This window comes from Sphingomonas sp. (assembly GCF_025362505.1).
In the GTDB taxonomy this organism is placed as follows: domain Bacteria; phylum Pseudomonadota; class Alphaproteobacteria; order Sphingomonadales; family Sphingomonadaceae; genus Sphingomicrobium.
Genome location: NZ_JANYGG010000013.1, coordinates 42,976 through 65,189 on the forward strand (window position 1 = coordinate 42,976; position 22,214 = coordinate 65,189).

General features: G+C 66.2%; 15 protein-coding genes. 6 read left to right on the plus strand and 9 right to left on the minus strand.

The annotated features are described in order from the left end of the window. Positions 1-5 precede the first annotated feature (5 nt). Both Q0R27_RS00875 and mutS read right to left on the minus strand, forming a co-directional pair. On the minus strand, positions 6-2,726 hold the full coding sequence (locus Q0R27_RS00875; RefSeq protein ID WP_293940201.1) for a [protein-PII] uridylyltransferase: 2,721 nt from the start codon (positions 2,724-2,726) through the stop codon (positions 6-8). Then, positions 2,723-5,302, minus strand: coding sequence for a DNA mismatch repair protein MutS (gene mutS / locus Q0R27_RS00880; RefSeq protein WP_293940202.1), 2,580 nt, complete (start codon positions 5,300-5,302; stop codon positions 2,723-2,725). The genes Q0R27_RS00875 and mutS overlap by 4 nt, the downstream gene beginning before the upstream one ends. Before the next feature lie 123 nt (positions 5,303-5,425). On the opposite strand from mutS, the gene Q0R27_RS00885 reads away from it, so the two are divergent. Further along, positions 5,426-7,705, plus strand: a complete 2,280-nt coding sequence (locus Q0R27_RS00885) for an NADP-dependent malic enzyme (RefSeq protein WP_293940203.1) — start codon at positions 5,426-5,428, stop codon at positions 7,703-7,705. 14 nt (positions 7,706-7,719) lie between these two features. Here the strand turns inward: Q0R27_RS00885 and Q0R27_RS00890 are convergent, their stop codons facing one another. Then, positions 7,720-9,810: a bifunctional (p)ppGpp synthetase/guanosine-3',5'-bis(diphosphate) 3'-pyrophosphohydrolase gene (locus Q0R27_RS00890; RefSeq protein ID WP_293940227.1), complete on the minus strand. Its 2,091-nt coding sequence runs from the start codon at positions 9,808-9,810 to the stop codon at positions 7,720-7,722. Positions 9,811-9,955: 145 nt separating this feature from the next. On the opposite strand from Q0R27_RS00890, the gene Q0R27_RS00895 reads away from it, so the two are divergent. After that, on the plus strand, positions 9,956-10,459 hold the full coding sequence (locus Q0R27_RS00895) for a helix-turn-helix domain-containing protein (RefSeq protein WP_293940204.1): 504 nt from the start codon (positions 9,956-9,958) through the stop codon (positions 10,457-10,459). Positions 10,460-10,552: 93 nt separating this feature from the next. On the opposite strand, the gene rpoZ is transcribed toward Q0R27_RS00895, so the two are convergent. Continuing rightward, entirely contained in the window at positions 10,553-10,894 is a 342-nt protein-coding gene (gene rpoZ, locus Q0R27_RS00900; protein WP_293940205.1) for a DNA-directed RNA polymerase subunit omega, read from the minus strand. Positions 10,895-11,022: 128 nt separating this feature from the next. Between rpoZ and Q0R27_RS00905 the strand changes: the two genes are divergently transcribed. Further along, positions 11,023-12,195: a phosphatidylserine/phosphatidylglycerophosphate/cardiolipin synthase family protein gene (locus tag Q0R27_RS00905; RefSeq protein WP_293940206.1), complete on the plus strand. Its 1,173-nt coding sequence runs from the start codon at positions 11,023-11,025 to the stop codon at positions 12,193-12,195. A 3-nt stretch (positions 12,196-12,198) separates the two neighbouring features. Here Q0R27_RS00905 and Q0R27_RS00910 read toward each other — a convergent pair whose 3' ends face one another. Continuing rightward, positions 12,199-12,825 carry a methyltransferase domain-containing protein gene (locus Q0R27_RS00910; RefSeq protein ID WP_293940207.1) on the minus strand — a complete coding sequence of 209 codons (627 nt, stop codon included), beginning with the start codon at positions 12,823-12,825 and terminating at the stop codon, positions 12,199-12,201. Between the two features lie 107 nt (positions 12,826-12,932). Between Q0R27_RS00910 and Q0R27_RS00915 the strand changes: the two genes are divergently transcribed. Next, complete coding sequence (locus Q0R27_RS00915) at positions 12,933-14,255, plus strand: MFS transporter (protein ID WP_293940208.1); 1,323 nt, start codon at positions 12,933-12,935, stop codon at positions 14,253-14,255. On the opposite strand, the gene Q0R27_RS00920 is transcribed toward Q0R27_RS00915, so the two are convergent. Beyond that, on the minus strand, positions 14,208-16,559 hold the full coding sequence (locus tag Q0R27_RS00920; protein ID WP_293940209.1) for a CDC48 family AAA ATPase: 2,352 nt from the start codon (positions 16,557-16,559) through the stop codon (positions 14,208-14,210). The genes Q0R27_RS00915 and Q0R27_RS00920 overlap by 48 nt on opposite strands. A gap of 147 nt (positions 16,560-16,706) precedes the next feature. Here Q0R27_RS00920 and nhaA point away from each other — a divergent pair, with 147 nt between their 5' ends. Further along, positions 16,707-17,912: a Na+/H+ antiporter NhaA gene (gene nhaA / locus Q0R27_RS00925; RefSeq protein WP_293940210.1), complete on the plus strand. Its 1,206-nt coding sequence runs from the start codon at positions 16,707-16,709 to the stop codon at positions 17,910-17,912. Here the strand turns inward: nhaA and Q0R27_RS00930 are convergent. Genes Q0R27_RS00930 through sucC form a run of 3 tightly spaced genes read right to left on the minus strand, consistent with a single transcriptional unit; the run spans position 17,909 to position 20,916 of the window. Further along, positions 17,909-18,844: an electron transfer flavoprotein subunit alpha/FixB family protein gene (locus Q0R27_RS00930; RefSeq protein WP_293940211.1), complete on the minus strand. Its 936-nt coding sequence runs from the start codon at positions 18,842-18,844 to the stop codon at positions 17,909-17,911. The two genes, nhaA and Q0R27_RS00930, sit on opposite strands and share 4 nt — an antisense overlap. Beyond that, positions 18,841-19,590, minus strand: coding sequence for an electron transfer flavoprotein subunit beta/FixA family protein (locus Q0R27_RS00935; protein ID WP_293940212.1), 750 nt, complete (start codon positions 19,588-19,590; stop codon positions 18,841-18,843). The genes Q0R27_RS00930 and Q0R27_RS00935 overlap by 4 nt, the downstream gene beginning before the upstream one ends. 60 nt (positions 19,591-19,650) lie before the next feature. Further along, positions 19,651-20,916 (minus strand): ADP-forming succinate--CoA ligase subunit beta, encoded by a 1,266-nt coding sequence (gene sucC, locus Q0R27_RS00940; protein ID WP_293940213.1) that lies wholly within the window; start codon positions 20,914-20,916, stop codon positions 19,651-19,653. Positions 20,917-20,954: 38 nt separating this feature from the next. On the opposite strand from sucC, the gene dinB reads away from it, so the two are divergent. Beyond that, positions 20,955-22,034 (plus strand): DNA polymerase IV, encoded by a 1,080-nt coding sequence (gene dinB, locus Q0R27_RS00945; protein WP_293940214.1) that lies wholly within the window; start codon positions 20,955-20,957, stop codon positions 22,032-22,034. Positions 22,035-22,214 lie beyond the last annotated feature (180 nt).

Genomic DNA, 22,214 nt, shown 5'->3' on the forward strand with positions numbered 1-22,214 from the left:
TTTCTTCAGGCGGCGCAAGTGGGCTGGGTTTCGGTGAGCGTGCCGAGCAGCGCTTCGCGCAACGCCTGGACCTCGCCGGCGTCGAGCTTTCGGCCGCCCGCCGTGGTGACGTAGAAGACGTCCACCGCGCGCTCGCCATAAGTGGCGATATGTGCCGAATGAAGCTGGTGCCCGGCCTTGTAGATCGAGCGCGCGAGGCGGGCGAGGAGCGCCGGGCGATCCGGCGCATTGACCTCGATAACGGTCGTCCGGCTCGACGCCTGTTCGGCGATCAGCACGCGCGGGGCGACATTGAACACATTACCACGGCTATCGCGCCCGCCTTGTGGCAGCGCGGGTGCGTCGCCTTTAATCGCGTCGATGACGGAAGTCACGAGCCGCGCTCGCAGTCGTTTCTCGGCATAGGCGCGGCCCTGGCGATCGTGGACGAGTAGGTTGTCGAGCGCCATGCCGTCGCGTGTGGTGTGAATTCTCGCGTCGACGATGCTCGCGCCCGCCGCCGCCAGTCCCGCCGAGATGCGATAGAATAGACCCGGCGAGTCGGGAGCGAACACGCTGACCCGCGTCGCACCAGACTCGGTATCGTCCTCGGCGACGACGCTGGGCTCGTCCTTGTCGGCGGCCTCGATCTGCAGCGCATTGGCGAATTGCCATGTGGGAGGCTCGGCCACCCAGTAACTGTCGTGAAGCCTGCTGGCATGCTTCTCGGCGCGCGTTGGCTCCCAGCCTAGCTTCGCCGCCAGTTCCGCCTGGCGATAGATGACCTGTTCGCTCCTGCCGTGCTCCTTGTGACCCAACCGGAGGCGCTCCTCGGCGGCCTCGAAAATCGTTCGCAGCAGGCTGCGCTTCCAGTCGTTCCACGTCCCCGGCCCGACCGCGCGGATATCGACCACGGTGAGGATGAGCAGCAACCGCAGCCGCTCGGGACTTTGCACGGCCCGCACGAAGTCCTCGACCGTCTGCGGATCCGCGAGGTCGCGGCGGAAGGCGGTGTTGGACATCAGCAGGTGGTGGCGGACGAGCCATGCGACGGTCTCGGTCTCGCCCGGGTCGAGCCCGAAGCGCGGCCCGAGTTGAAGCGCAATCGCGGCGCCGAGCTCGCTGTGATCGCCGCCGCGGCCCTTTGCGATGTCGTGGAGCAGCACCGCGACATAGAGCGTCCGCCTCGACGAGATCTGCTTGAACAGCGCGGTCGACAGCGGGTGATCCTTCGCCAGTTCACCACGCTCGATGGCCGCAAGCAGGCCGATCGCGCGGATCGAATGTTCGTCGACGGTATAGTGATGATACATGTCGAACTGCATCTGGGCGACGACGCGGCCAAAGTCAGGGACGAAGCGGCCGAATACACCGGCCTCGTTCATCCAGCGCAGCACGAGGTCAGGCGCGTTGCGGTCGGTCAGCACCTCGAGGAAGCAGGTGTTGGCGCGGGGATCGTCGCGAACCGTGTCGGCGAGCCGGGCATCGCGCGCCGCCGCGCGCATCGCCGCGGGGTGAATCTCCAGCCGGTTCGAGGCGGCGAGCGCGAACAGATGGAGCAGCCGCACCGGGTCCTGGGCAAAGAAATCGTCCGACGGAATCGAGAGCCGCCCGCGATCGAGGACGAAGCCGTCGAGTCGGGCTGGGCGGCGGCGAAGAGACGGAAGGCCGAACCGCCGTCCGCTTCGCGCGAGCTGTTCGTCGAGCTGAGCGAGGAACAGTCCGGTGAGGTCGCCGACCGTCTTGGCGTTGAGGAAATAGAATTGCATGAAGCGCTCGACGGCACTTTTGCCGGGCCGGTCCGAATAGCGCATTGCCGCCGCGATCTCGCGTTGGCGGTCGAACCCGAGCCGCTCTTCCGCTCGTCCCGCCGCGAGGTGCAGGTGGCAGCGTACCGACCAGAAGAAACGCTCGGCTCGCTCGAACCGGCGATATTCCTCGGCGGTCAACAGCCCTGCGCCGACAAGTTCGGCGGGCTGGCGCACGCCGTGGACATATTTGCCGATCCAGTAGAGCGTGTGGAGGTCGCGCAGGCCGCCCTTGCCGTCCTTGACGTTGGGCTCGACGACATAGCGGCTGTCGCCCATCCGTCTGTGGCGCTCATCGCGCTCGGCAAGCTTGGCGGCGACGAACTCGCGATTGGTACCCGCCACCACGTCGCGGCGGAAACGAAGCGCGGTTTCGTCGGACAGTGCCTCGTCCCCCCACAAAAAGCGTGCCTCGAGGATCGACGTACGGATGGTCATGTCGGACTTGGCGAGGGCAATCGCTTCCGTTGGCGTGCGGACCGACTGGCCGACCTTCAACTTGAGGTCCCACAGCAAGTATAACAGCCCCTCGACGACCTGCTCGCACCACGGCGCGCCGCCGGGGGGAACGAGCATCATCAGGTCGAGATCGCTGAACGGCGCCATCTCGCCGCGGCCGGTACCGCCGAGCCCGACCAGCGCGACGCGCTCAGCGAGGGTGGGATTCGGGTTCGGGAACAGCTTGTGCGTGACAAAGTCGAATGCGAGGCGGACGACTTGGTCGGCGAGGAACGCATAGGCGGCGGCGTGGGAGCGGCCGCGATTCGGCTCGGCAACGATTCGGCTGGAAATTTCGGTGCGGCCTGCGGCCAGGGCGTCACGCAGGATCGAGGTCGCGCTCGGCGTGAGGTCACCTCCCCTGGGCAGCGCGGCAATCATATCCGCGAGGGCGCGACGGTCGATGATCGCGCGGCGACGCTCGGCGGCAAGCTCGGTCACGAAGCTCGCTCGTTTATGAGCCGCTTTAGGGCATAAAGCGCGTCGAGCGCTTCCCGCGGTGTCAAGGCGTCCGGGTCGAGCGCATCGAGCGCGGCATCGACCGGGTCGGGCTCGGCGGCTGCGGGCGCGGCGGCGGCAAACAGCGGCAAATCGTCGAGGCCCGCGGCAATCCCGCCGGTCGCGTCGCGGCCGGCCTCGAGTTTGGCGAGGACCGACTTGGCGCGGGCAAGGACGGTCGGTGGCACGCCCGCGAGCCGGGCGACGGCGATGCCATAGCTGCGGTCGGCCGGCCCGGATGCGACTTCGTGGAGCAGGACGAGGTCGCCCTTCCACTCGCGCGCGCGTACATGGTGGAGCGACAGCGCATCGAGCTGGTCGGCGAGCCGCGTCAGCTCGTGATAATGGGTTGCGAACAGCGTGCGGGCGCGGACCTGATCGTGCATCGACTCGACCACCGCCCAGGCGATCGCCAGCCCGTCGTAGGTCGAGGTGCCGCGCCCGATCTCGTCGAGAATGACGAGGCTGTTGGGGGTCGCCTGCGCGAGGATCGCGGCGGTCTCGACCATTTCGACCATGAAGGTCGATCGGCCGCGCGCGAGGTTGTCGGCCGCGCCGACCCGGCTGAACAACCGGTCGACGATGCCGATCTTGGCTCGCGCGGCGGGAACGAAGCTTCCGGCCTGGGCGAGGAGCGCGGCCAGCGCGACCTGGCGGAGGAAGGTCGATTTGCCGCCCATGTTGGGCCCGGTGATCAGCCACAGCCGGTCGTGCGGCCCGAGCGCGACGTCGTTGGCGATGAAGCGGTCGCCGTTCGCAGCGAGCGCGGCTTCGACCACCGGATGCCGACCGGCTTCGATCTCGAGGCACGGCTGGTCGACCAGGCTCGGCGCGCACCATTGCCCCTCGGTAGCGCGCGCGGCGTGACTGGCGGCGACATCGAGCCGCGCGATGGCGTCGGCGGTGGCGGCGATGGCTGGCGCGGCGGCAACGGCGCGGGCGGTCAGTCCCTCGAAATGGGCGGCCTCGGCGGCGAGCGCATGGGCGCCGGCCTCGACCACCCGGCTGGCTTCGGAATGAAGGTCGGGCGAGTTGAAGCGGACCACCCCGGCAAGCGTCTGGCGGTGGGTGAAGCCGCTGTCTGGCGCCATCAGCGCATCACCATGCCGCGCGCCGACCTCGACATGGTAGCCGAGCACCGCGTTGTGGCGGATCTTGAGCGAAGCCACCCCGGTCGAATCACGATACCGCGCTTCAAGCCCGGCGATCGCGCGGCGGCCGTCCGACGCGGCGAGGCGTAGCGAATCGAGCGCCGCATCATATCCTTCGGCGATGTAGCCGCCCCTGGCGCTGTCGAGCGGCGGCGACGGGACCAGCGCGCTCGCCAGCCGATCGACCAGCGCGGCGTGACCGCCAAGGTTGGGCATGGTGCGGTCGAGCAGGGCAGGGCGCTCGACTTCGCCCTCGAGCTCACGGCGCAGGGCAGCGGCGGCTGCGAGCCCGTCGCGCAGCGACGCAAGGTCGCGCGGCGAGCCCCGGCCGGCGACCAGTCGTCCCAGCGCCCGGGCAAGGTCGGGCATCGCTTTCAGCGACTCGCGCACCCGGTCGCGGCGCAGCGCATCCTGATGGAACCAGGCGACCAGCGCGAGGCGGGCTTCGATTGCCGCGCGGTCGGTCAGCGGGGCCGACAGGTCGGCGGCGAGCAGCCGCTTCCCACACGCGGTGACGCAGCGGTCGAGCGTCGCGAACAGGCTCGTGCCGCCTCCTGAGCCGCCGCCCGCGCTGCGCAGTATCTCGAGCGATTCGCGGGTCGCCGGGTCGATCGCCATGTGCGCCGACCGCGCTACCCGCCGGGGCGCCGCAAGGAACGACACCGCGTCCTTCTGGGTCGCGTCGAGGTAGGCGAGCAAGCCGCCCGCCGCCGCCAGTTCAGCCCTCCCGGGTGAGCCGAAGCCATCGAGCGTGGCGACGCCGAAACGCGCAGCCAGCGCGCGCTCCCCCGACAGGCTGTCGAAGCCGCCCTTGCCGCGAGTCGACTTGAGACCGGGAATGCTTTCGTCGGCAATCGTCTCGGCGGGGGCCAGCCGCGCGAGTTCCGCCGCAAGCTCGCTTGGTCCGCACGCGATAAGCTCGAACCGGCCGGTCGAAATATCGGCTGCGGCAATGCCCCATTCGTCGCCCGCCCGCGCCACCGCCGCGAGCCAGTTCGCGGCCGCCGAATCGAGCAGCACATCCTCGGTCAGCGTGCCCGGCGTGACGAGGCGGACGATCGCGCGGTCGACCAGCGCCTTGGGCCCGCGCGCCTTTCGCGCCTCGGCCGGGCTCTCGACCTGTTCGGCGATGGCGACGCGGAAACCGCCGCGGATCAGCCGGGCGAGATAGGCGTCAGCCGAGTGGACCGGCACGCCGCACATCGGCACCGGCTCGCCCGCCGACTCCCCGCGCTTGGTCAGGGCAATGTCGAGGCATCCCGCCGCCGCCTTGGCGTCATCGAAGAACAGCTCGAAAAAGTCGCCCATGCGATAGAACAGTAGCGCGTCGCCGGCCTCGGCCTTGAGGCGATGATATTGCGTCATCATCGGGGTTTGCGCCGGTGCGGTCGGGGGAGGGGCGTCGGCGCGGGCCATTGGCGACAGGGTAGCAGCCCGGCCTCGCAAAGGGGAGGGGTGACTTGTGCCGCCGCCCGCGCCTAAGGCTCGTTCATGTCGACCAGCAACATCACCTTCTCCGAAGCCGAGGCGCTCGATTTCCACTCGCGCGGGCGACCGGGCAAGATCGAGATCGTCGCCACGAAACCAATGGCCACCCAGCGCGACCTGGCGCTGGCCTATTCGCCCGGTGTCGCCGTCCCGGTACTCGCGATCGCCGAGGATCCGGGCAAGGCCTATGACTTCACCGCCAAAGGCAATCTCGTCGCGGTCATCTCCAACGGCACCGCGATCCTCGGGCTGGGCAATCTCGGCGCGCTGGCGTCGAAACCGGTGATGGAAGGCAAGGCGGTGCTGTTCAAGCGCTTCGCCGACGTCGACGCGATCGATCTCGAGCTCGACACCGAGGACGTCGACGCGTTCGTCAACGCGGTCGCGCTGATGGAGCCGAGCTTCGGCGGGATCAACCTGGAAGACATTGCCGCGCCCGACTGCTTCATCATCGAACAGCGGTTGAAGGAGCGGATGAACATCCCGGTGTTTCATGACGACCAGCATGGCACAGCGATCATCACTGCCGCTGGCCTCATCAACGCCTGCCTGCTGACGGGTCGCGAACTTAGGGACATCCGTGTCGTCGTCAACGGTGCCGGCGCGGCGGCGATCGCGTGCACCGAACTGATCAAGGCGCTGGGGGTGCGCGGCGACCATGTCATCATGTGCGATCGCAAGGGCACGATCCGCAAGGATCGGACCGATCTTGACCAGTTCAAGTCGGCCCACGCGGTTGATACCGACGCACAAAACCTCCACGAGGCGCTGGTCGGGGCCGATGTGTTCCTTGGTCTGTCGGCGGCGGGGGCGCTCAAGCCCGAGATGATGATGAAGATGGCGCCGAGCCCGATCATCTTCGCGATGGCCAATCCCGACCCCGAGATCAGCCCGCCCGACGCCAAGGCGGCGCGGCCCGACGCGATCGTCGCCACCGGGCGTTCGGATTATCCCAACCAGGTCAACAACGTGCTCGGTTTCCCGTTCATCTTTCGCGGCGCGCTCGATGTGCGCGCGAGCGCGATCAACGACGCGATGAAGATCGCCGCTGCCAATGCCCTCGCCGAACTCGCGCGCGAGCCGGTGCCAGAAGAAGTCGCCATCGCCTATGGCGGCGCCGAGCAGCATTTCGGACCGGAATATATCATCCCGGCGCCGTTCGATCCGCGCTTGATCGAGGTCATCCCGGCGGCGGTCGCGCAGGCGGCGATGGACAGCGGAGTGGCGCGCAAGCCGATCGCCGACATGGTTGCCTATCGCAGCCAGCTTCGCGCGCGCCTCAACCCGACCGCGTCGGTACTCAGCCTCGCCTTCCAGGCCGCCCAGTCGAACCCCAAGCGGGTGCTGTTCGCGGAGGGCGAGGAACCCAACGTGCTGCGCGCCGCGATCGCGTTCAAGGAAGGCGGCTATGGCACACCGGTGCTGGTCGGGCGCGAGAAGGTGCGCGACATGCTTGCCGAGCTTGGCGTCGATCCGGCCGGTTACGAGGTGCTCAACAGCCGCAATTCGCCGTTGGTCGGGCGCGCGGTCGACTACATCTACGCCAAGCATCAGCGCAACGGCATGCTCCGCCGAGAGATTGAGCGGATGGTCAACCAGGACCGCAACACCTTCACCGCGGCGATGCTCGCGCTCGGCGAGGGCGATGCGATGATCACCGGCACCACCCGCCCGTTCAGCCAGAGCCTGGCGCAGGTCCGCACCGTGATCGACGAGGAACAGGGTACGACCCCGTTCGGAATCACGATCATCGCCGGCAAGCGCCGCACGCTGCTGATCGCCGATACCGCGGTCAACGAACGCCCGACCGAGCAGCAGCTGGCGGCGATGGCGATCCGTTCGGCGGCGTTCGCGCGGCGGATGGGGCAGGAACCGCGCGTCGCGTTCATCAGCTACACGACCTTCGGCAACCCGCCAGGCCGCCACATCGCCGAGTTGCGCGACGCGGTGAAATTACTCGACACCCTCGCCACCGACTTCGAATATGAAGGCGAGATGGGGCCCGACCTCGCGCTCGATTATGAGGCGCAGCGCAAATATTACCCGTTCAGTCGGCTCACCGGACCGGCCAACATCCTCATCATGCCCGGGCTGCAGTCGGCCAACATCTCGTCGAAGCTGCTGCGTGCACTGGGCGGCGAGAATATGCTCGGGCCCTACCTGATGGGCATGGCGCTCCCGGTCCAGATCGCGCCGATGACCGCAAGTTCGTCGGACCTGGTGACACTGGCGGTGCTGGCGTCGGGCTTGGCCGACACCGCAGTTCGGCCTCGACCAGCCTAGAGCCTGATCATGGTCTACAGCCGCTCCGCCGAGCTGACCGCATCGGCGTCGCGAAGGGCGGCGAGGATGGCGTGGAGGTGGGCCAGGTCGTGGACCTCCAGGTCGATGTGGAAGGTGTGGAAGCTGCCGTCGCGGTGAACCAGCGCCAGGTTGACGATGTTCGCCCCCTTCGCCCCGAAAACCCCGGCCATCGTCCCCAACGCCCCGGCGACGTCGCGCAGGATGACCGACAACCGCGCGGTTCCGCCGTCCGATCCGTCGCCCCAGGCGAGGTCGAGCCAGTCGGCGTCGGTGCCGTTGGCGAGCGTGTCGCAGCCGATCGCGTGGACCTCGATGCTTTCATCCTCGCGGCGCAGGCCGACGATGCGATCGCCGGGCACCGGGTGGCAGCACGGGGCGAGCGTGTAGGCTACTCCCGCCGTGAGCCCCTTGATCGAGATGGCGGTGCGCTGTGACGGCGGGCGCGGGGCGATGTCGCCGCCGGCCGCGCCGGGCATCAGCGCTTCGATCAGCGCATCGTCGTCGACCCGCCGCTTGGCGATCGCGATCATCAACGCGTCTGCGTCTTCGACTTTGAGCTTCTTGATGGCGCGGGCCAGTGCTTCCTTCGCCAGCGGCGCGGGCAGCCGCTCGACGATCTCCTCGTAAATCTTGCGACCGAGCAGGACGGTTTCGTCGCGCTCTTTGTGGCGGACGAAGCGACGGATGCCGGCGCGTGCCTTGCCGGTCGCGACGAAGCGCAGCCATGATGGCTGGGGGTGCTGACCCTTGGAGACGAGGATTTCGACCTGGTCGCCATTGTCGAGCAGGGTGCGCAGCGGCACCACCCGACTGTTGACCTTGGCGCCTACTGTCTGGTCGCCAAGGTCGGTGTGGACCGCGTAGGCGAAATCGACCGGGGTCGCGCCCTTGGGCAGCTGGATCAGCTCACCCTTGGGGGTAAAGGCGAAGATGCGATCCTGGTACATCGCCATACGGGTATGTTCGAGCAGCTCCTCGGGGCTCTCGGCATGGTCGAGGATTTCGACGAGATCGGAAATCCACGGCACCTTGACCTCGGTGGCGGGCTTGCCCTCCTTGTAGGCCCAGTGGGCGGCAAGGCCGCGCTCGGCCTGGAGGTGCATCTCGCGGGTACGCAGCTGGATCTCGATGCGCATCTTCGAATCGTGGATGACCGAGGTGTGCAGCGAGCTGTAGCCGTTGCGCTTGGGGGTCGAGATAAAGTCCTTGAACCGCCCCGGGACCATCGGCCAGCGCTGGTGGATCAGGCCTAGCGCGCGATATACATCCTCGGCCTGCTCGACGATCACGCGGAAGGCCATGACGTCGGACAATTGCTCGAAGCTGATGTGCCGCTCGGCCATCTTCTTCCAGATCGAATAGGGGTGTTTTTCGCGCCCCATGACGTCGGCCTCGAGCCCATGGTCGGCGAGGTGCAGCTGTAACCCCAGGCCGATGCGGCTGACGAGGTCGCCGCCGACTGCGTGGAGTTGGCTGAGACGCCGCATGATCGAGGCATAGGCGTCGGGTTCAAGCTGCCTGAACGCGAGCGTCTGCATCTCGTTCATGATCTCGTACATGCCGATCCGCTCGGCCAGCGGGGCATAGATATCCATCGTCTCGCGGGCGATGCGGCGTCGCTTGTCCTCCGACGGGACGTGGTGGAGCGTGCGCATGTTGTGTAGCCGGTCGGCGAGCTTGACCAGCAGCACGCGAATGTCGTCGCTCAGCGCGAGAAGGAACTTGCGCAAATTCTCGGCGGCGCGCTCATTCTCCGACTGCGCCTCGATCTTGCTGAGCTTGGTCACGCCGTCGACCAATCGCGCGACCGAGGGGCCGAATAGTTTTTCGATCTGCTCGTGGGTCGCGACGGTGTCCTCGATCGTGTCGTGGAGGATCGCTGTAACAATCGTCTCGTCGTCGAGTTTGAGGTCGGTGAGGATGCCCGCGACTTCGATCGGGTGACTGAAATAGGGGTCGCCCGAGGCGCGCATCTGGCTGCCATGCGCCTTCATCGAGAAGACATAGGCGCGGTTCAGCAACGCCTCGTCGGCGTCCGGGTCATAAGCTTTGACCTTCTCGACAAGTTCATACTGGCGGAGCACCGCGCCAGTGTGGCGGTTTGCCCCCCCATGTTGCAAGCGCGAAAGAGCCGGTTACGGAGCTGATGTGCCCGCAACTTCATTCCGCAACTGTTATTGTGCCAAATTCTGTGATCTACTCCTCTTTCGAGAGGAGCTTGTACCGCGCGTGACTCACCGTATTGCCGATATCGATGCGTTCAAGGCCGCTGCGTTGAGCTGCCCGTTGCCACCGGCGGTGGAACTCATCGGCGAAAAATGGGCTTTCCTTATCTTGCGCGGTTCACTCAACGGGCTCGTCCACTTCGAGGAATTCCAGGCGGGTCTCGGCATCGCGCGGAACATCCTGTCCGACCGACTGGGCAAGCTCGTCGGCGGCGGGATTCTTGCCCGGACTCCCGACCCCGATGACCGCCGCAAGGTTAACTATTCGTTGACCGCGAAGGGGGAGGCCCTGCTGCCAGTCGTCCTGGCGCTCAGGCAGTGGGGCGAGGATTGGGGGCATGGGCGGCAGGAGCGTTTGCTGGTCGACCAACTCAGCGGTCAGCCGATCCAGCGGATCTGCGTACTAGGACGAGACGGCCGCGAATTGTCGGTCCGTGATCTGAAATGGGTCAGCCGCGCCGAAGCGGATGCGGCGCGCGGGGTGGCCAGCTTAGCGGCCAACGCTTGACGCAACTAGGTCGGCCGTGACCGGCACCGCCCTTCACTACTTCATTCATATAACGCTGTGGTAGACTATCGCTGAATGACCGGCATTCGGCGATTACTCGTAGTCGCCGCCCGATGGGCTCGGACGCGGCGGGGCGGCGGCGGTGAGGCGGAGCGCCTCGGCCGAGTCGGCCAGGCTCGCCAGCTCGTCGGTCTCGTCTTCGTCGTCGACGCGCAAGCGCTGCAGGCTAGACACGATCGCTTCCTCGAGATGCTTCGGCTTGACCGTCGCTTCGGCGATTTCGCGTAGCGCCACGACCGGGTTCTTGTCGCGATCGCGATCGATGGTCAGGTCGGCCCCGCCCGAGATCTGACGCGCGCGCTGCGCGGCCATCAGCACCAGGTCGAACCGGTTGGGAATCTTGTCGACGCAATCTTCGACGGTAACGCGCGCCATGGGTCGCCTCGCGGGTGAAGTGGATTCGGCAATGCCGGAAAGCGAAGGCAACTAGGGAGGGGGCGCCGCAAAGTCAACGAAAAGGGTCCGCTTGCCTTGGCGGGCGAGCCGCCCCACACAACGACGCCATGGCCGGCCCGACCGCAAGCGACCGCACCGTCACGATCGACGGCAACCAGCTGACCCTGCTGACCGAAGGGCCGCAGCGGCTGGCTGCGCTGCTCGGGCTTATCGATGGCGCGAAGAAAAGCCTGCGCTTGCTATACTATATCTACACCGCCGACCGTTCGGGCGAGCAGGTCCGCGATGCGCTGATTCGCGCGGTCGATCGCGGAGTTGGTGTCGCACTACTGATCGACGGCTTCGGCAGCGGCAAGACGCCCGAAAACTATTTCCAGGATCTGCATGCCAAGGGCGCGCGCTTCTGCCGCTTCAATCCAGCCTATGGTCGCCGCTACCTTTTGCGCAATCACCAGAAACTGGCGCTTGCCGATTGCGAGACCGACAATTGCCGCGTCCTGATCGGCGGGTTCAATGTCGAGGACAGCTATTTCGGCACCGTCGAAGAAGGCGCGTGGCGTGACATCGGCTTAATCGTCGAAGGACCCGTCGCGCGACGCCTTGGACCATATTACGACGCGCTGATGGGTTGGGCGCAGCACAAAGGCGCGCGGTTAAAAGCGTTGAGGGGTGTCGTGCGCCATTTCTCCGAAGGCGATGGTAAGTTGCAATGGCAGTTTGGAGGACCGATGCAGCGCAAGTCACCGTGGACGCTCGCCACGGTCCATGACCTCGCCCAGGCCAAAAACCTCGACATGATCGCGGCCTATTTCGCGCCGATGGCAAGTATGCTCAGCCGCATCGCGAGGGTTGCAAGCACCGGCGGCCGAGTGCGGGTGGTCACCGCGAGCAAGTCCGACAATCGCGCGACGATCGACGCGGCGCGCTTCACCTATTCAAGGCTGCTGCGCCGGCGGGTCGAGATGTTTGAATATCTGCCGACCAAGCTTCATTCAAAGCTTCTGATCATGGACAACGTGGTTCACATCGGCTCTTCGAACTTCGATATTCGCAGCCTCTATCTCAACATGGAAATGATGCTGCGCGTCGACGATCCCGACTTTGCGATGATGATGCGCGGCTATTTCGAGCACGAGATCGGCGATTCGATCGCGGTCACGGCGAAGGTCCACAAGGACCGCGGCAACTGGTTCGAGCGGATCCGCTGGTGGATCGGGTTTTTCCTCGTGAACTCGCTCGATTTCACCGTGACGCGCCGGCTCGTGCGCCGCGAGAGCTGATCCCTATTTCTCGTCGCGCCACGCCCAGAAAAGCGTTGCCGGGGGGATATTGCGCCATTCGAACCCGCGCTCGATGCGTTCGAAGAAGGGCACGATGAAATCGCGCGCCTTGGCGGTGATCTGGTAAACCAGGAATGCGCCGCCGGGGCGGACGACGCGCGACGTCGCCGCACCGATCGCTTCGCCGACACCCGCCGGCAGCGTCGAGAAGGGCAATCCTGACAAGATATAATCGGCTTTCTCGAAGCCATGAGCTGCAATGATTTTTTCGACATCGGCCGCCGATCCGGTGACCGCGATCAGCCGATCGTCGTCGATCTCGCCCTTCAGATAAGCGGTGAAGTCCGGGTTCGTATCGATCGTGATCAGCGTCGCGTCGGCGCTGAGGCGATCGAGCACGGGGCGGGTGAACGTGCCGACGCCCGGTCCATATTCGACGAACAGCTTCGTCGCCGTCCAATCGACCCGACCGAGCATCTTGTCGATGAGCCAGCCGCTCGACGGAATGATCGACCCGACCATCCGCGGATGCTTGAGGAAGCCCTTGAGGAACTGGAGCTTCGGCGACCTCCGGTGCTTCCCGGCGATACGGCGCTGACCCTTAAGCGTGCGAGCGGTCGACAGGTTCATGGTAGCTCCGAGATGGCGGGAAGTTAGGTGCGTTCGCAAATGCGGCGCCGGTTGGCAAGGTCCCACGCCGCTTTGCGCTTCGGTCCGTCGCGGCTTAGGGGCAGGTCATGCGCAGCGCTCGCTCATCACCGGTTCCGCCGACCCCGGTCGGCACGACGGCATTGCGCAATGTCCAGTTCCTGCTGCTGTTCGCGGCGATGCTGGTCGCGGCTGCGGGCAATACCGCGCTGCAATCAGTCATGCCGGCGATGGGGCGCGAGATCGGACTGGCCGATTTCTGGGTAGCGGTGGCTTATACCTGGTCGGCGATATTGTGGGTGCTGTTCGCCGGATACTGGGCGGAGAAAAGCGACCGCCATGGGCGCAAGCGCCTGATGCTGATGGGGGTCGGGGGATTCATTGTCTCGATGACGCTGTGCGGCTTCGTCCTGCTAGCGGGACTGTCGCGGATGCTGTCGCCGGTGACGACATTCGTGCTTTTTGGTCTCGCGAGGGCGATCTATGGTTCTCTCGGCTGCGCGACGCCGAGCGCAACGCAGGCTTATCTCGCCGCCCGTACCCGCCGCTCGGGCCGCGTCGCCGCGCTGTCGTCGCTGTCCTCGTCGTTCGGGCTGGGCACCATAATGGGGCCGGCGCTGGCGCCATTGTTCGTGCTGCCGTTCGTCGGCCTGCCCGGCCCGCTGTTCGCCTTCGCGCTGATTGCGGCGCTGGTGTACGTCGCGATCTGGCGCTGGCTGCCCGACGACAGTGGCGACCTTCGCATCAAGGGGCTTCGCGAGGGGCGCGGAGCGGCGATGAGCTATCCATCGATGGCCTCCGCGACGACCGGGGCGAGTGTCGTTGCCGCCACCGCGCCGCGCTCGGCCCGCGTCCGCTGGCGCGACCCGCGCATCAAGCAGTGGATGATCGCCGGGATCGTCTCCGGGCACGCCCAGGCGGCGACGCTCATCGCGCTGGGTTTTTTCGTCATCGACCGGCTGGGCCTCCCGCCGAGCGGATCGGAAATGCCGATCTCGATCGTGATGATGGCCGGCGCCTCGGCGACGCTGGCGGCGCAGTGGGGCCTGATCCCGCGGCTTTCACTCAGCCCGCGCACCCTGATCATTGCCGGCTCGATCATCGCCGCGCTCGGCTGCGTCGCGACGATCGCCGCGGACAATCTCTACGGCCTGGTCATCGGCTTCGCGCTGTCGAGTCTCGGCTTCGGTTTCACTCGGCCCGGGTTCACGGCGGGCGCCAGTCTCGCCGTCCCGACCGCCGAGCAGGGCGGCGTCGCGGGCGCGATCACCGCCGCCAATGGCATCAGCTACGTCGCCGCGCCGTCGATCGGCATGGCACTTTACGGGATCAACCCCGCACTGCCATTCGCCGCCGCGGCGATGCTACTCGCCGGTCTTGCCTTTTGGGGTCACGCCCGGCTCGCTCGCTGAACCCGGCGGCGGTCCCTTGCCGCCGCGAGATCGCAGCATCCCGGGAAGCACGAACCCGATCCCGCCGAGCGGCTTCACCGCGTCCGATTTGAGTGTGTTCTGGATCTGCTCATAGTCAGCGAGCATTTCGTCGGTCACCGACGCGCGCGTCTCGGTCAGCGCCGCTTCGAAATCGGCCATCGTCACTTCGCTCGAATCGAGCCCGCGGCGAAGCGCGGCAAGACCCGCGCGGCGGGTCAGATCCTCGAGGTCGGCGCCAGTAAAGCGCTCGGACCGTTCGGCCAGCGATTCGAGGTCGACGTCCTTCGCGATCGGCATTCCCGCGGTGTGAATCGCCAGGATCCGGCGGCGACCGGCGACGTCCGGAACGCCGACATAAATCAGCTCGTCGAACCGCCCCGGACGAAGCAGCGCGGGATCGATCAGGTTCGGCCGATTGGTCGCGCCGATCACGACGACATTGTTGAGCTCCTCCAGACCGTCCATCTCGGCCAGGATCGTATTGACCACCCGCTCGGTGACCTGTGGTTCACCCATCCCGGCACCCCGCGCGGGGACCAGCGAATCGAGCTCGTCGATGAAGATTACCGTCGGCGCGACCTGCCGCGCACGGGCGAACAGGCGGGCGATCTGCTGCTCGCTCTCGCCATACCATTTCGACAGCAGGTCGGACGATTTGACCGAGATGAAATTCGCCTGGCTCTCGCGCGCCGTCGCCTTGGCGAGCAACGTCTTGCCCGTGCCCGGCGGACCGTAAAGCAGGAACCCCTTGGCTGGCCTGATCCCGAGCCGCTTGAACGCCTCGGGATGCTTCAACGGCAGTTCGATTCCCTCGCGCAACTTGTCGCGCGACGCGTCGAGCCCGCCGACATCTTCCCAGCGCAGCGTCGGCACCTGGACCATCACTTCACGCATCGCCGAAGGCGACACCCGCTTCAGCGCATTCTCGAAATCGGCGGCGTCAACCGATAGCGAATCGAGGATTTCGGGTGGAATGCTCGCTTCCTCGAGGTTGATTCGCGGCAGGATGCGGCGAACCGCTTCGAGCGCGGCTTCGCGGGTCAGCGCGGCGAGGTCGGCGCCGACGAAGCCGTAGGTGCGCTTCGCCAGTTCATCGAGGTCGATGTCCGGCGCGAGCGGCATGCCGCGCGTGTGGATGCCAAGGATCTCGCGGCGGCCGGGTTCGTCGGGAACGCCGACGACGATCTCGCGATCGAACCGGCCGGGGCGGCGAAGCGCCTCGTCGATTGCCTCGGGTCGATTGGTGGCGGCGATCACGACCAGGTTCTGGCGCGGCTCGATGCCATCCATCAGCGCCAGCAATTGCGCGACAAGCCTCTTTTCGGCCTCGCCCGACACCTGCCCGCGCTTGGGCGCGATCGAGTCGATTTCGTCGATGAAAATGATCGACGGCGCCGATTGCGCGGCCTGCTCGAACAGATCGCGCAATTTCTTCTCGCTCTCGCCATAGGCCGAGCCCATGATTTCGGGGCCGGCGATATGGAAGAACTGCGCCTCGCTCTCGTTGGCGACGGCGCGCGCCAGCCGCGTCTTGCCGGTGCCGGGCGGGCCGTGGAGGAGCACCCCCTTGGGCGGATCGACGCCGAGCCGCTGGAACAGCTCGGGATGGCGCAACGGCAACTCGATCATTTCGCGCAACGCGTCGATCGTCCCCTTCATTCCGCCCAGATCGTCATAGGTGACGTCGGCGCGGCGCTCACCGTCCTTCTTCGTGAATTCGGGCAGCAGTTCGACCACTGTCGAAGCTTCGATATGGACGATCCCGCGCGGAACCGTCGTGACGACGCGCAGCCGCACTTCCTGCAACGCGAAGGCCGGGGCGTTGAGCAGCTGGCGCACATGTTCGGGCATGTCGGCATTCACCCGCTGGTGGCCCGCGGTCGCGACAGTATCGCCCTCGGTCAGCGGCCGCCCTTCGAAGCTGCGCTTCAACGCCTCGGCCGATCCGGTGAGCCGAACCTGCTCGGCGGCGGGAGCGAACACGACGCGCGTCGCAGCTTTCGACTCGACCTTGCGAACCTCGACATAGTCGCCTGAGCCAACTCCCGCATTGGCGCGCTGGAGCCCGTCCAGGCGGATGATCTCGAGCCCCTCGTCATCGCCATAAGGCCCGATCGCCCGGGCGGCGGTCGAGCGCTTGCCGACGATCTCGATCACGTCACCCTCGGCCAGCCCTAGCTGCTGCATCCATTTCGCGGGCAGCCGCGCGACCCCGCGGCCGCTGTCGACCGGGGGCAGGTTGGCCACCTGCAGGCGGCGGGCCTGCGTGTCGACATCGGCCATGGTCTTCTCCAGCTCTTCAGATTGAAAACAGTTCGCGGGTGAGGAACGACGCCAGCTCCGTAAGGGTCCAATGTAGGCCAAGCTCGCCGGGGATAAAGGGGCGGCGGTTTTCCTGTTCCGCGCGGCCTGCGCTGCTATGCTACCGCGATGACCGACATGTCGATCCGGGACCGCCGCGCTGGCCAACTGCTGATCGCCAGCGCCGGGCTGGCGCTCCTGATCGCCAACTCGCCGTGGGCGGGCGGGTGGGACGCGCTGCTCCACGCGCATGTCGGACCGGTGGTACCGCGCCTTGGCCAACTCTCGCTGCATGGCGCGGTGGCCGATGGTGCGATGGCGCTGTTCTTCCTGCTCGTCGGGCTCGAGGTGAAGCGCGAGTGGTTCGAGGGTCGTCTTGCGACCCCCGCCGCGCGACGGCTGCCGATCGTCGCGGCGGTCGCGGGAATGGGGGTGCCCGCGCTGGTCTATCTCGCCGTGACAGGCGGCGCGGCGACCATGCGCAGCGGCTGGGCGATCCCGGCGGCGACCGACATCGCGTTCGCAGTCGGCATCCTTGCCTTGCTGGGCCCGCGCGCTCCGCCATCGCTCAAGCTCTTGCTCGTCACCATCGCGATCGTCGACGACATCGGTGCGGTCATCATCATCGCAGCGGCCTATACGCGCGGGCTCGACGTGCTGGCGCTCGGAGGGGCACTGGGCATCGTCGGCGTCATGGTGGGAATGAACCGCTTCGGCGTGCGTCGGCTCGCCCCTTATCTCATCGGCTTCGCATTGCTCTGGCTGGCGATGCTGGCCAGCGGAGTGCACCCAACCGTCGCTGGCGTGGTTGCCGCGCTGACCATCCCGCTGCGCGCGCCCGACGGCACTTCGCCGCTGCGCCGGCTGGAGCATGCGATCCACCCGTGGGTGATGTTCGGCGTCGTCCCGCTGTTCGGCCTCGTCAGCGCGGGCGTGTCGCTGTCCGGCGGGCTGACGGCGCTCGCTCAGCCGCTCTCGCTCGGGGTCGCGCTTGGCCTGTTCGTGGGCAAGCAGGTCGGGGTCGGAGGCGCCCTCTGGCTGGCGATCCGCTCGGGCCTCGCGCCGCGGCCCGCCGGGACCACCTCCGCGCAACTCTACGGCGCGGCGCTGCTGTGCGGGATCGGCTTCACCATGAGCCTGTTCATCGGCGCGCTGGCCTTTCCCGACAACTCGCAAGCGATCGACGCCGCCAAGCTCGGCACGCTCGCCGGCTCGCTCCTGTCGGGCCTCGCCGGCTACCTCGTCCTGCGCCGGGCAACCGCCGAAGAATGTCCGCCCGACGACGCACTCGAAGCCCGCAAGATCTTCGCCTGCGACGAACCGCCAGAGCGCTAGCCCGGAAGCTTCTCGGTCAGCTCCGGAACGATCTTGAACAGGTCACCGACCAGGCCGACGTCTGCCACCTGGAAGATCGGGGCGTCCTCGTCCTTGTTGATGGCGACGATGATCTTGCTGTCCTTCATTCCCGCAAGGTGCTGGATCGCGCCCGAGATGCCGATCGCCAGATAGACTTCGGGCGCGACGATCTTGCCCGTCTGGCCGACCTGGTAATCGTTGGGCGCATAGCCTGCGTCGACCGCGGCGCGCGAGGCGCCGACGCCGGCGCCAAGCTTGTCGGCAAGCGGGTCGATCAGCGCGTGGAACTGCTCCGACGAACCCAAAGCACGGCCGCCCGAGACGATGATCTTGGCGCTGGTCAACTCGGGCCGCTCGGATTTCGCCAGTTCGGCCGAGACGAACCTCGCCTTACCGCTGTTGCCCGACGCGTCGACGGTCTCGATCGTCCCCGATCCGCCTTCGGTCGCGGCCTTCTCGAAGGCGGTGCCGCGTACCGTGACGACAATCTTCGCATCCCTCGACCTGACCGTAGCAATCGCGTTGCCGGCATAGATCGGGCGGGTGAAGGTGTTATCGCCCTCGACCGAGGTGATATCCGACAGTTGCATCACGTCGAGCAGCGCGGCGACGCGCGGGGCAATGTTGCGCCCGGCAGTGGTCGACGGGACGACGAACGCGTCGTGATCGGCCATCAGCCGCACCGCGACCGGCGCGACCGCTTCCGCGAGTTGATGCTCGAGCGCCGGGGACTCGGCGACATGGACCTTGCCGACGCCGGCGATCTTCGCCGCCGCCTCGGCTACCGCGCCGACATTGGCGCCGGTCACGAGCAGGTGCACTTCGCCCATCTGCGCCGCGGCGGTCACCGCGGGCAGGGTGGCATCCTTGACCACCGCGCCATCATGTTCGACGAATACCAGCGTCTTCATGCGATCACTCCCAGAGCCTTGAGTTTTGCGACCAGTTCATCGACCGATCCCACCTTGACGCCGGCGGTGCGTTTCGCCGGCTCGATCACCTTGAGCGTCTCGAGCCGGGGCGTGACATCGACGCCGTAATCGGCCGGGGTCTTGTGCACGAACGGCTTCGACTTGGCCTTCATGATGTTCGGCAGGCTGGCGTAGCGCGGCTCGTTGAGGCGAAGATCGGTGGTCACGATCGCCGGCACGGTCAGCGCGACCGTCTCGAGCCCGCCGTCGACTTCACGGATGACGTTGACCGTGTCGCCGACGACCTCGACCTTGCTGGCGAATGTCCCCTGCGGCCAGTCGAGCAGTGCGCCGAGCATTTGCCCGACCTGGTTCGAATCATCGTCGATCGCCTGCTTGCCGAGGATGAACAGGTCGGGCTGTTCTTCCTGCGCGACCTTGGCGAGCAGCTTGGCGACGCCGAGCGGTTCGACATCTTCTTCGGACATGATCAGGATCGCGCGATCCGCGCCCATCGCGAGCGCGGTGCGGAGCGTTTCCTGTGCCTTGGCCGGCCCGATCGAGACCGCGACGACTTCGGTCGCGACCCCCTTTTCGCGCAGACGAAGCGCTTCCTCTACGGCGATTTCGTCGAACGGGTTCATCGACATCTTGACGTTGGCGAGGTCGACCCCGCTGCCGTCCATCTTGATGCGCGGCTTGACATTGTAATCGATCACTCGCTTGACCGCGACCAGCACCTTCATTCGTGTGTCCTCTCGTGTCCGTCACCCGGGCTGTGCCCACGGGGCGACGATGTTGTTATTTCAGGCAGCCTTTTTAACCTCGGCGACAATCTTTCGCGCCGCATCGCCAAGATCATTGGCGGCGACAATCGGGAGTCCCGAGTGGGCGAGGATGTCCTTGCCCTCCTGCACGTTGGTACCTTCCAGCCGAACGACCAGCGGCACCGACAGATTCACTTCCTTTGCCGCCGCGACAATGCCGTCGGCGATGATGTCGCACTTCATGATTCCGCCGAAGATGTTGACGAGGATGCCCTTCACCGCCGGATCGCTCAGGATGATCTTGAACGCGGCGGTGACCTTTTCCTTGGTCGCGCCGCCGCCGACATCGAGGAAGTTGGCCGGGAAGGCGCCGTTCAGCTTGATGATGTCCATCGTCGCCATCGCCAGCCCCGCGCCGTTGACCATGCAGCCGATGTCGCCGTCCAGCTTGATATAGGCGAGGTCGTACTTCGATGCCTCGATCTCGGCCGGGTCCTCCTCGGCGAGGTCGCGCAACTCGGCGAGGTCCTTGTGGCGGAACATCGCGTTGGAATCGAAGCTCACTTTCGCATCGAGCACGGTCAACTTGCCGTCTTCGGTCACCGCCAGCGGGTTGATCTCGATTTGCTCGGCGTCGGTGCCGAGAAAGGCGTCGTACAACTTGGACGCGACCGACGCGGCCTGCTTCGCCAGATTGTTGGTCAAGCCCAGCGCGGCCGCTACCGACCGTCCGTGATGCGGCATGAAGCCGGTCGCCGGGTCAATCGTGATGGTGTGGATCTTATCGGGCGTTTCATGGGCGACATGCTCGATGTCCATCCCGCCCTCGGTCGAGACGACCATCGCCACCCGTCCTGAATCGCGATCGACCAGCAGCGCGAGGTAGAACTCCTTGGCGATGTCCACCCCGTCGGTAATGTACAGCCGCTGGACCTGCTTGCCATGCTCCCCGGTCTGGATCGTGACCAGCGCCTTGCCGAGCATCTCCTCCGCATGCGCGCGCACTTCCTCGATCGATTTGGCCAGCCGCACCCCGCCCTTGGCATCGGGACCGAGTTCCTTGAACTTGCCTTTGCCGCGCCCGCCGGCGTGGATTTGCGCCTTGACCACCCACAACGGTCCGGGAAGCTTGCTCGCCGCTGCGACGGCTTCATCGGCGGTCATCGCGGCATAGCCAGCAGGAACCGGCACGCCATATTTCGCGAGCAATTCCTTGGCCTGATATTCGTGGATATTCATCGATGATTCCCGGGTGGCGAGGATATCGGCCCTTAAGCATGACTTGCGCCACGATGCAAAATGCATCCTCCCTTCGATCAGCGTGAGCTGCTAAAGAACGAGCCGTGAACACCGACTGCCCTCCGCGCAAGATCATCCATGTCGACATGGACGCCTTCTATGCCTCGGTCGAACAACGTGATGATCCGACGCTGAGGGGCCGTCCGGTCGCGGTCGGCGGCGGGCATCGCGGGGTCGTCGCGGCAGCGTCGTACGAGGCGCGCGTGTTCGGGGTGCGATCGGCGATGCCTTCGGTCACCGCGAGCCGCAAATGCCCCGACCTCGTTTTCGTCAAGCCGCGCTTCGATGTTTACCGCAGTGTGTCGCATCAGATCCGCGCGATCTTCGCCGATTACACTGCGCAGATCGAACCGCTCAGCCTCGACGAAGCCTATCTCGACGTCAGCCAGGACATTCGCGGCCTCGGCAGCGCGCGCGCCATCGCCGAGGAAATCCGCGCCCGCATCTTCGCGCAAACCGGGCTGACCGCTTCGGCAGGCGTATCCTATTGCAAATTCATCGCCAAGCTCGCGTCGGACCACAACAAGCCTGACGGGCTGTGCGTCATCCCGCCCGATCGCGGCGCGGCATTCGTCGCAACGCTCCCGGTCAAGCGCTTCCACGGCGTCGGCCCGGTCACGGCGGCGAAGATGGAGCGGCTCGGCATCCACACCGGGTTCGATCTCGCCGCCTGGTCGCTGCCCGAACTCGAAGCACATTTTGGCTCGTCCGGCTTCTGGTACTGGCGGATCGCGCGAGGCATCGACGATCGCCCGGTGCGCGCCGATCGCGAAACGAAATCGGTCAGCGCCGAACGCACCTTCGACGAGGATTTGTCCAGTCCCGCGGCGCTCTCCGAGCAACTCGATCGTGTCGCCGGGCTGGCGTGGCAACGGATCGACCGCAATGGCGCACACGGGCGAACCGTCACGCTCAAGGTCAAGTTCGCCGATTTCACCCTCATCACCCGCTCGAAAAGCTTTTCTGCCCCGGTCGACAGTCAAGCCACCTTAGCCGCTGCTGGCCAGTTGCTTCTCGCCGCGCTCTTCCCCGTGCCTCGCGGAATCCGCCTGCTCGGGCTTGGGCTTCATTCGCTCGTGACTGAAATGCACGACCATCCCGTCCAGCTTGGACTGGCGATCTGAGAAAAATTATGTTATATGAGTGCGACGTGCCGCCGCGATCCTTGCGGAGGCGCTATCTGTCGAATCGATCGAGAGACGGGACGCTGCGACCGGGGGTCGTTTTTTCGTACATCACCATTTGGGGGGCATGGTGCACGAAGAACGCGTCGGCGGGCTCCGCACAGGCATAGGAAGGCGAAC

Excerpts from the sequence above, each read along its gene's own strand:
- rpoZ (WP_293940205.1), bottom strand. The coding sequence starts at position 10,894 with ATGGCGCGCGTTACCGTCGAAGATTGCGTCGACAAGATTCCCAACCGG.
- Q0R27_RS00930 (WP_293940211.1), bottom strand. The coding sequence starts at position 18,844 with ATGAAGACGCTGGTATTCGTCGAACATGATGGCGCGGTGGTCAAGGAT.
- mutS (WP_293940202.1), bottom strand. The coding sequence starts at position 5,302 with ATGATGACGCAATATCATCGCCTCAAGGCCGAGGCCGGCGACGCGCTA.
- Q0R27_RS00920 (WP_293940209.1), bottom strand. The coding sequence starts at position 16,559 with ATGGCCGATGTCGACACGCAGGCCCGCCGCCTGCAGGTGGCCAACCTG.
- Q0R27_RS00910 (WP_293940207.1), bottom strand. The coding sequence starts at position 12,825 with ATGAACCTGTCGACCGCTCGCACGCTTAAGGGTCAGCGCCGTATCGCC.
- Q0R27_RS00905 (WP_293940206.1), top strand. The coding sequence starts at position 11,023 with ATGGCCGGCCCGACCGCAAGCGACCGCACCGTCACGATCGACGGCAAC.
- Q0R27_RS00935 (WP_293940212.1), bottom strand. The coding sequence starts at position 19,590 with ATGAAGGTGCTGGTCGCGGTCAAGCGAGTGATCGATTACAATGTCAAG.
- sucC (WP_293940213.1), bottom strand. The coding sequence starts at position 20,916 with ATGCATTTTGCATCGTGGCGCAAGTCATGCTTAAGGGCCGATATCCTC.
- Q0R27_RS00915 (WP_293940208.1), top strand. The coding sequence starts at position 12,933 with ATGCGCAGCGCTCGCTCATCACCGGTTCCGCCGACCCCGGTCGGCACG.
- Q0R27_RS00885 (WP_293940203.1), top strand. The coding sequence starts at position 5,426 with ATGTCGACCAGCAACATCACCTTCTCCGAAGCCGAGGCGCTCGATTTC.
- nhaA (WP_293940210.1), top strand. The coding sequence starts at position 16,707 with ATGACCGACATGTCGATCCGGGACCGCCGCGCTGGCCAACTGCTGATC.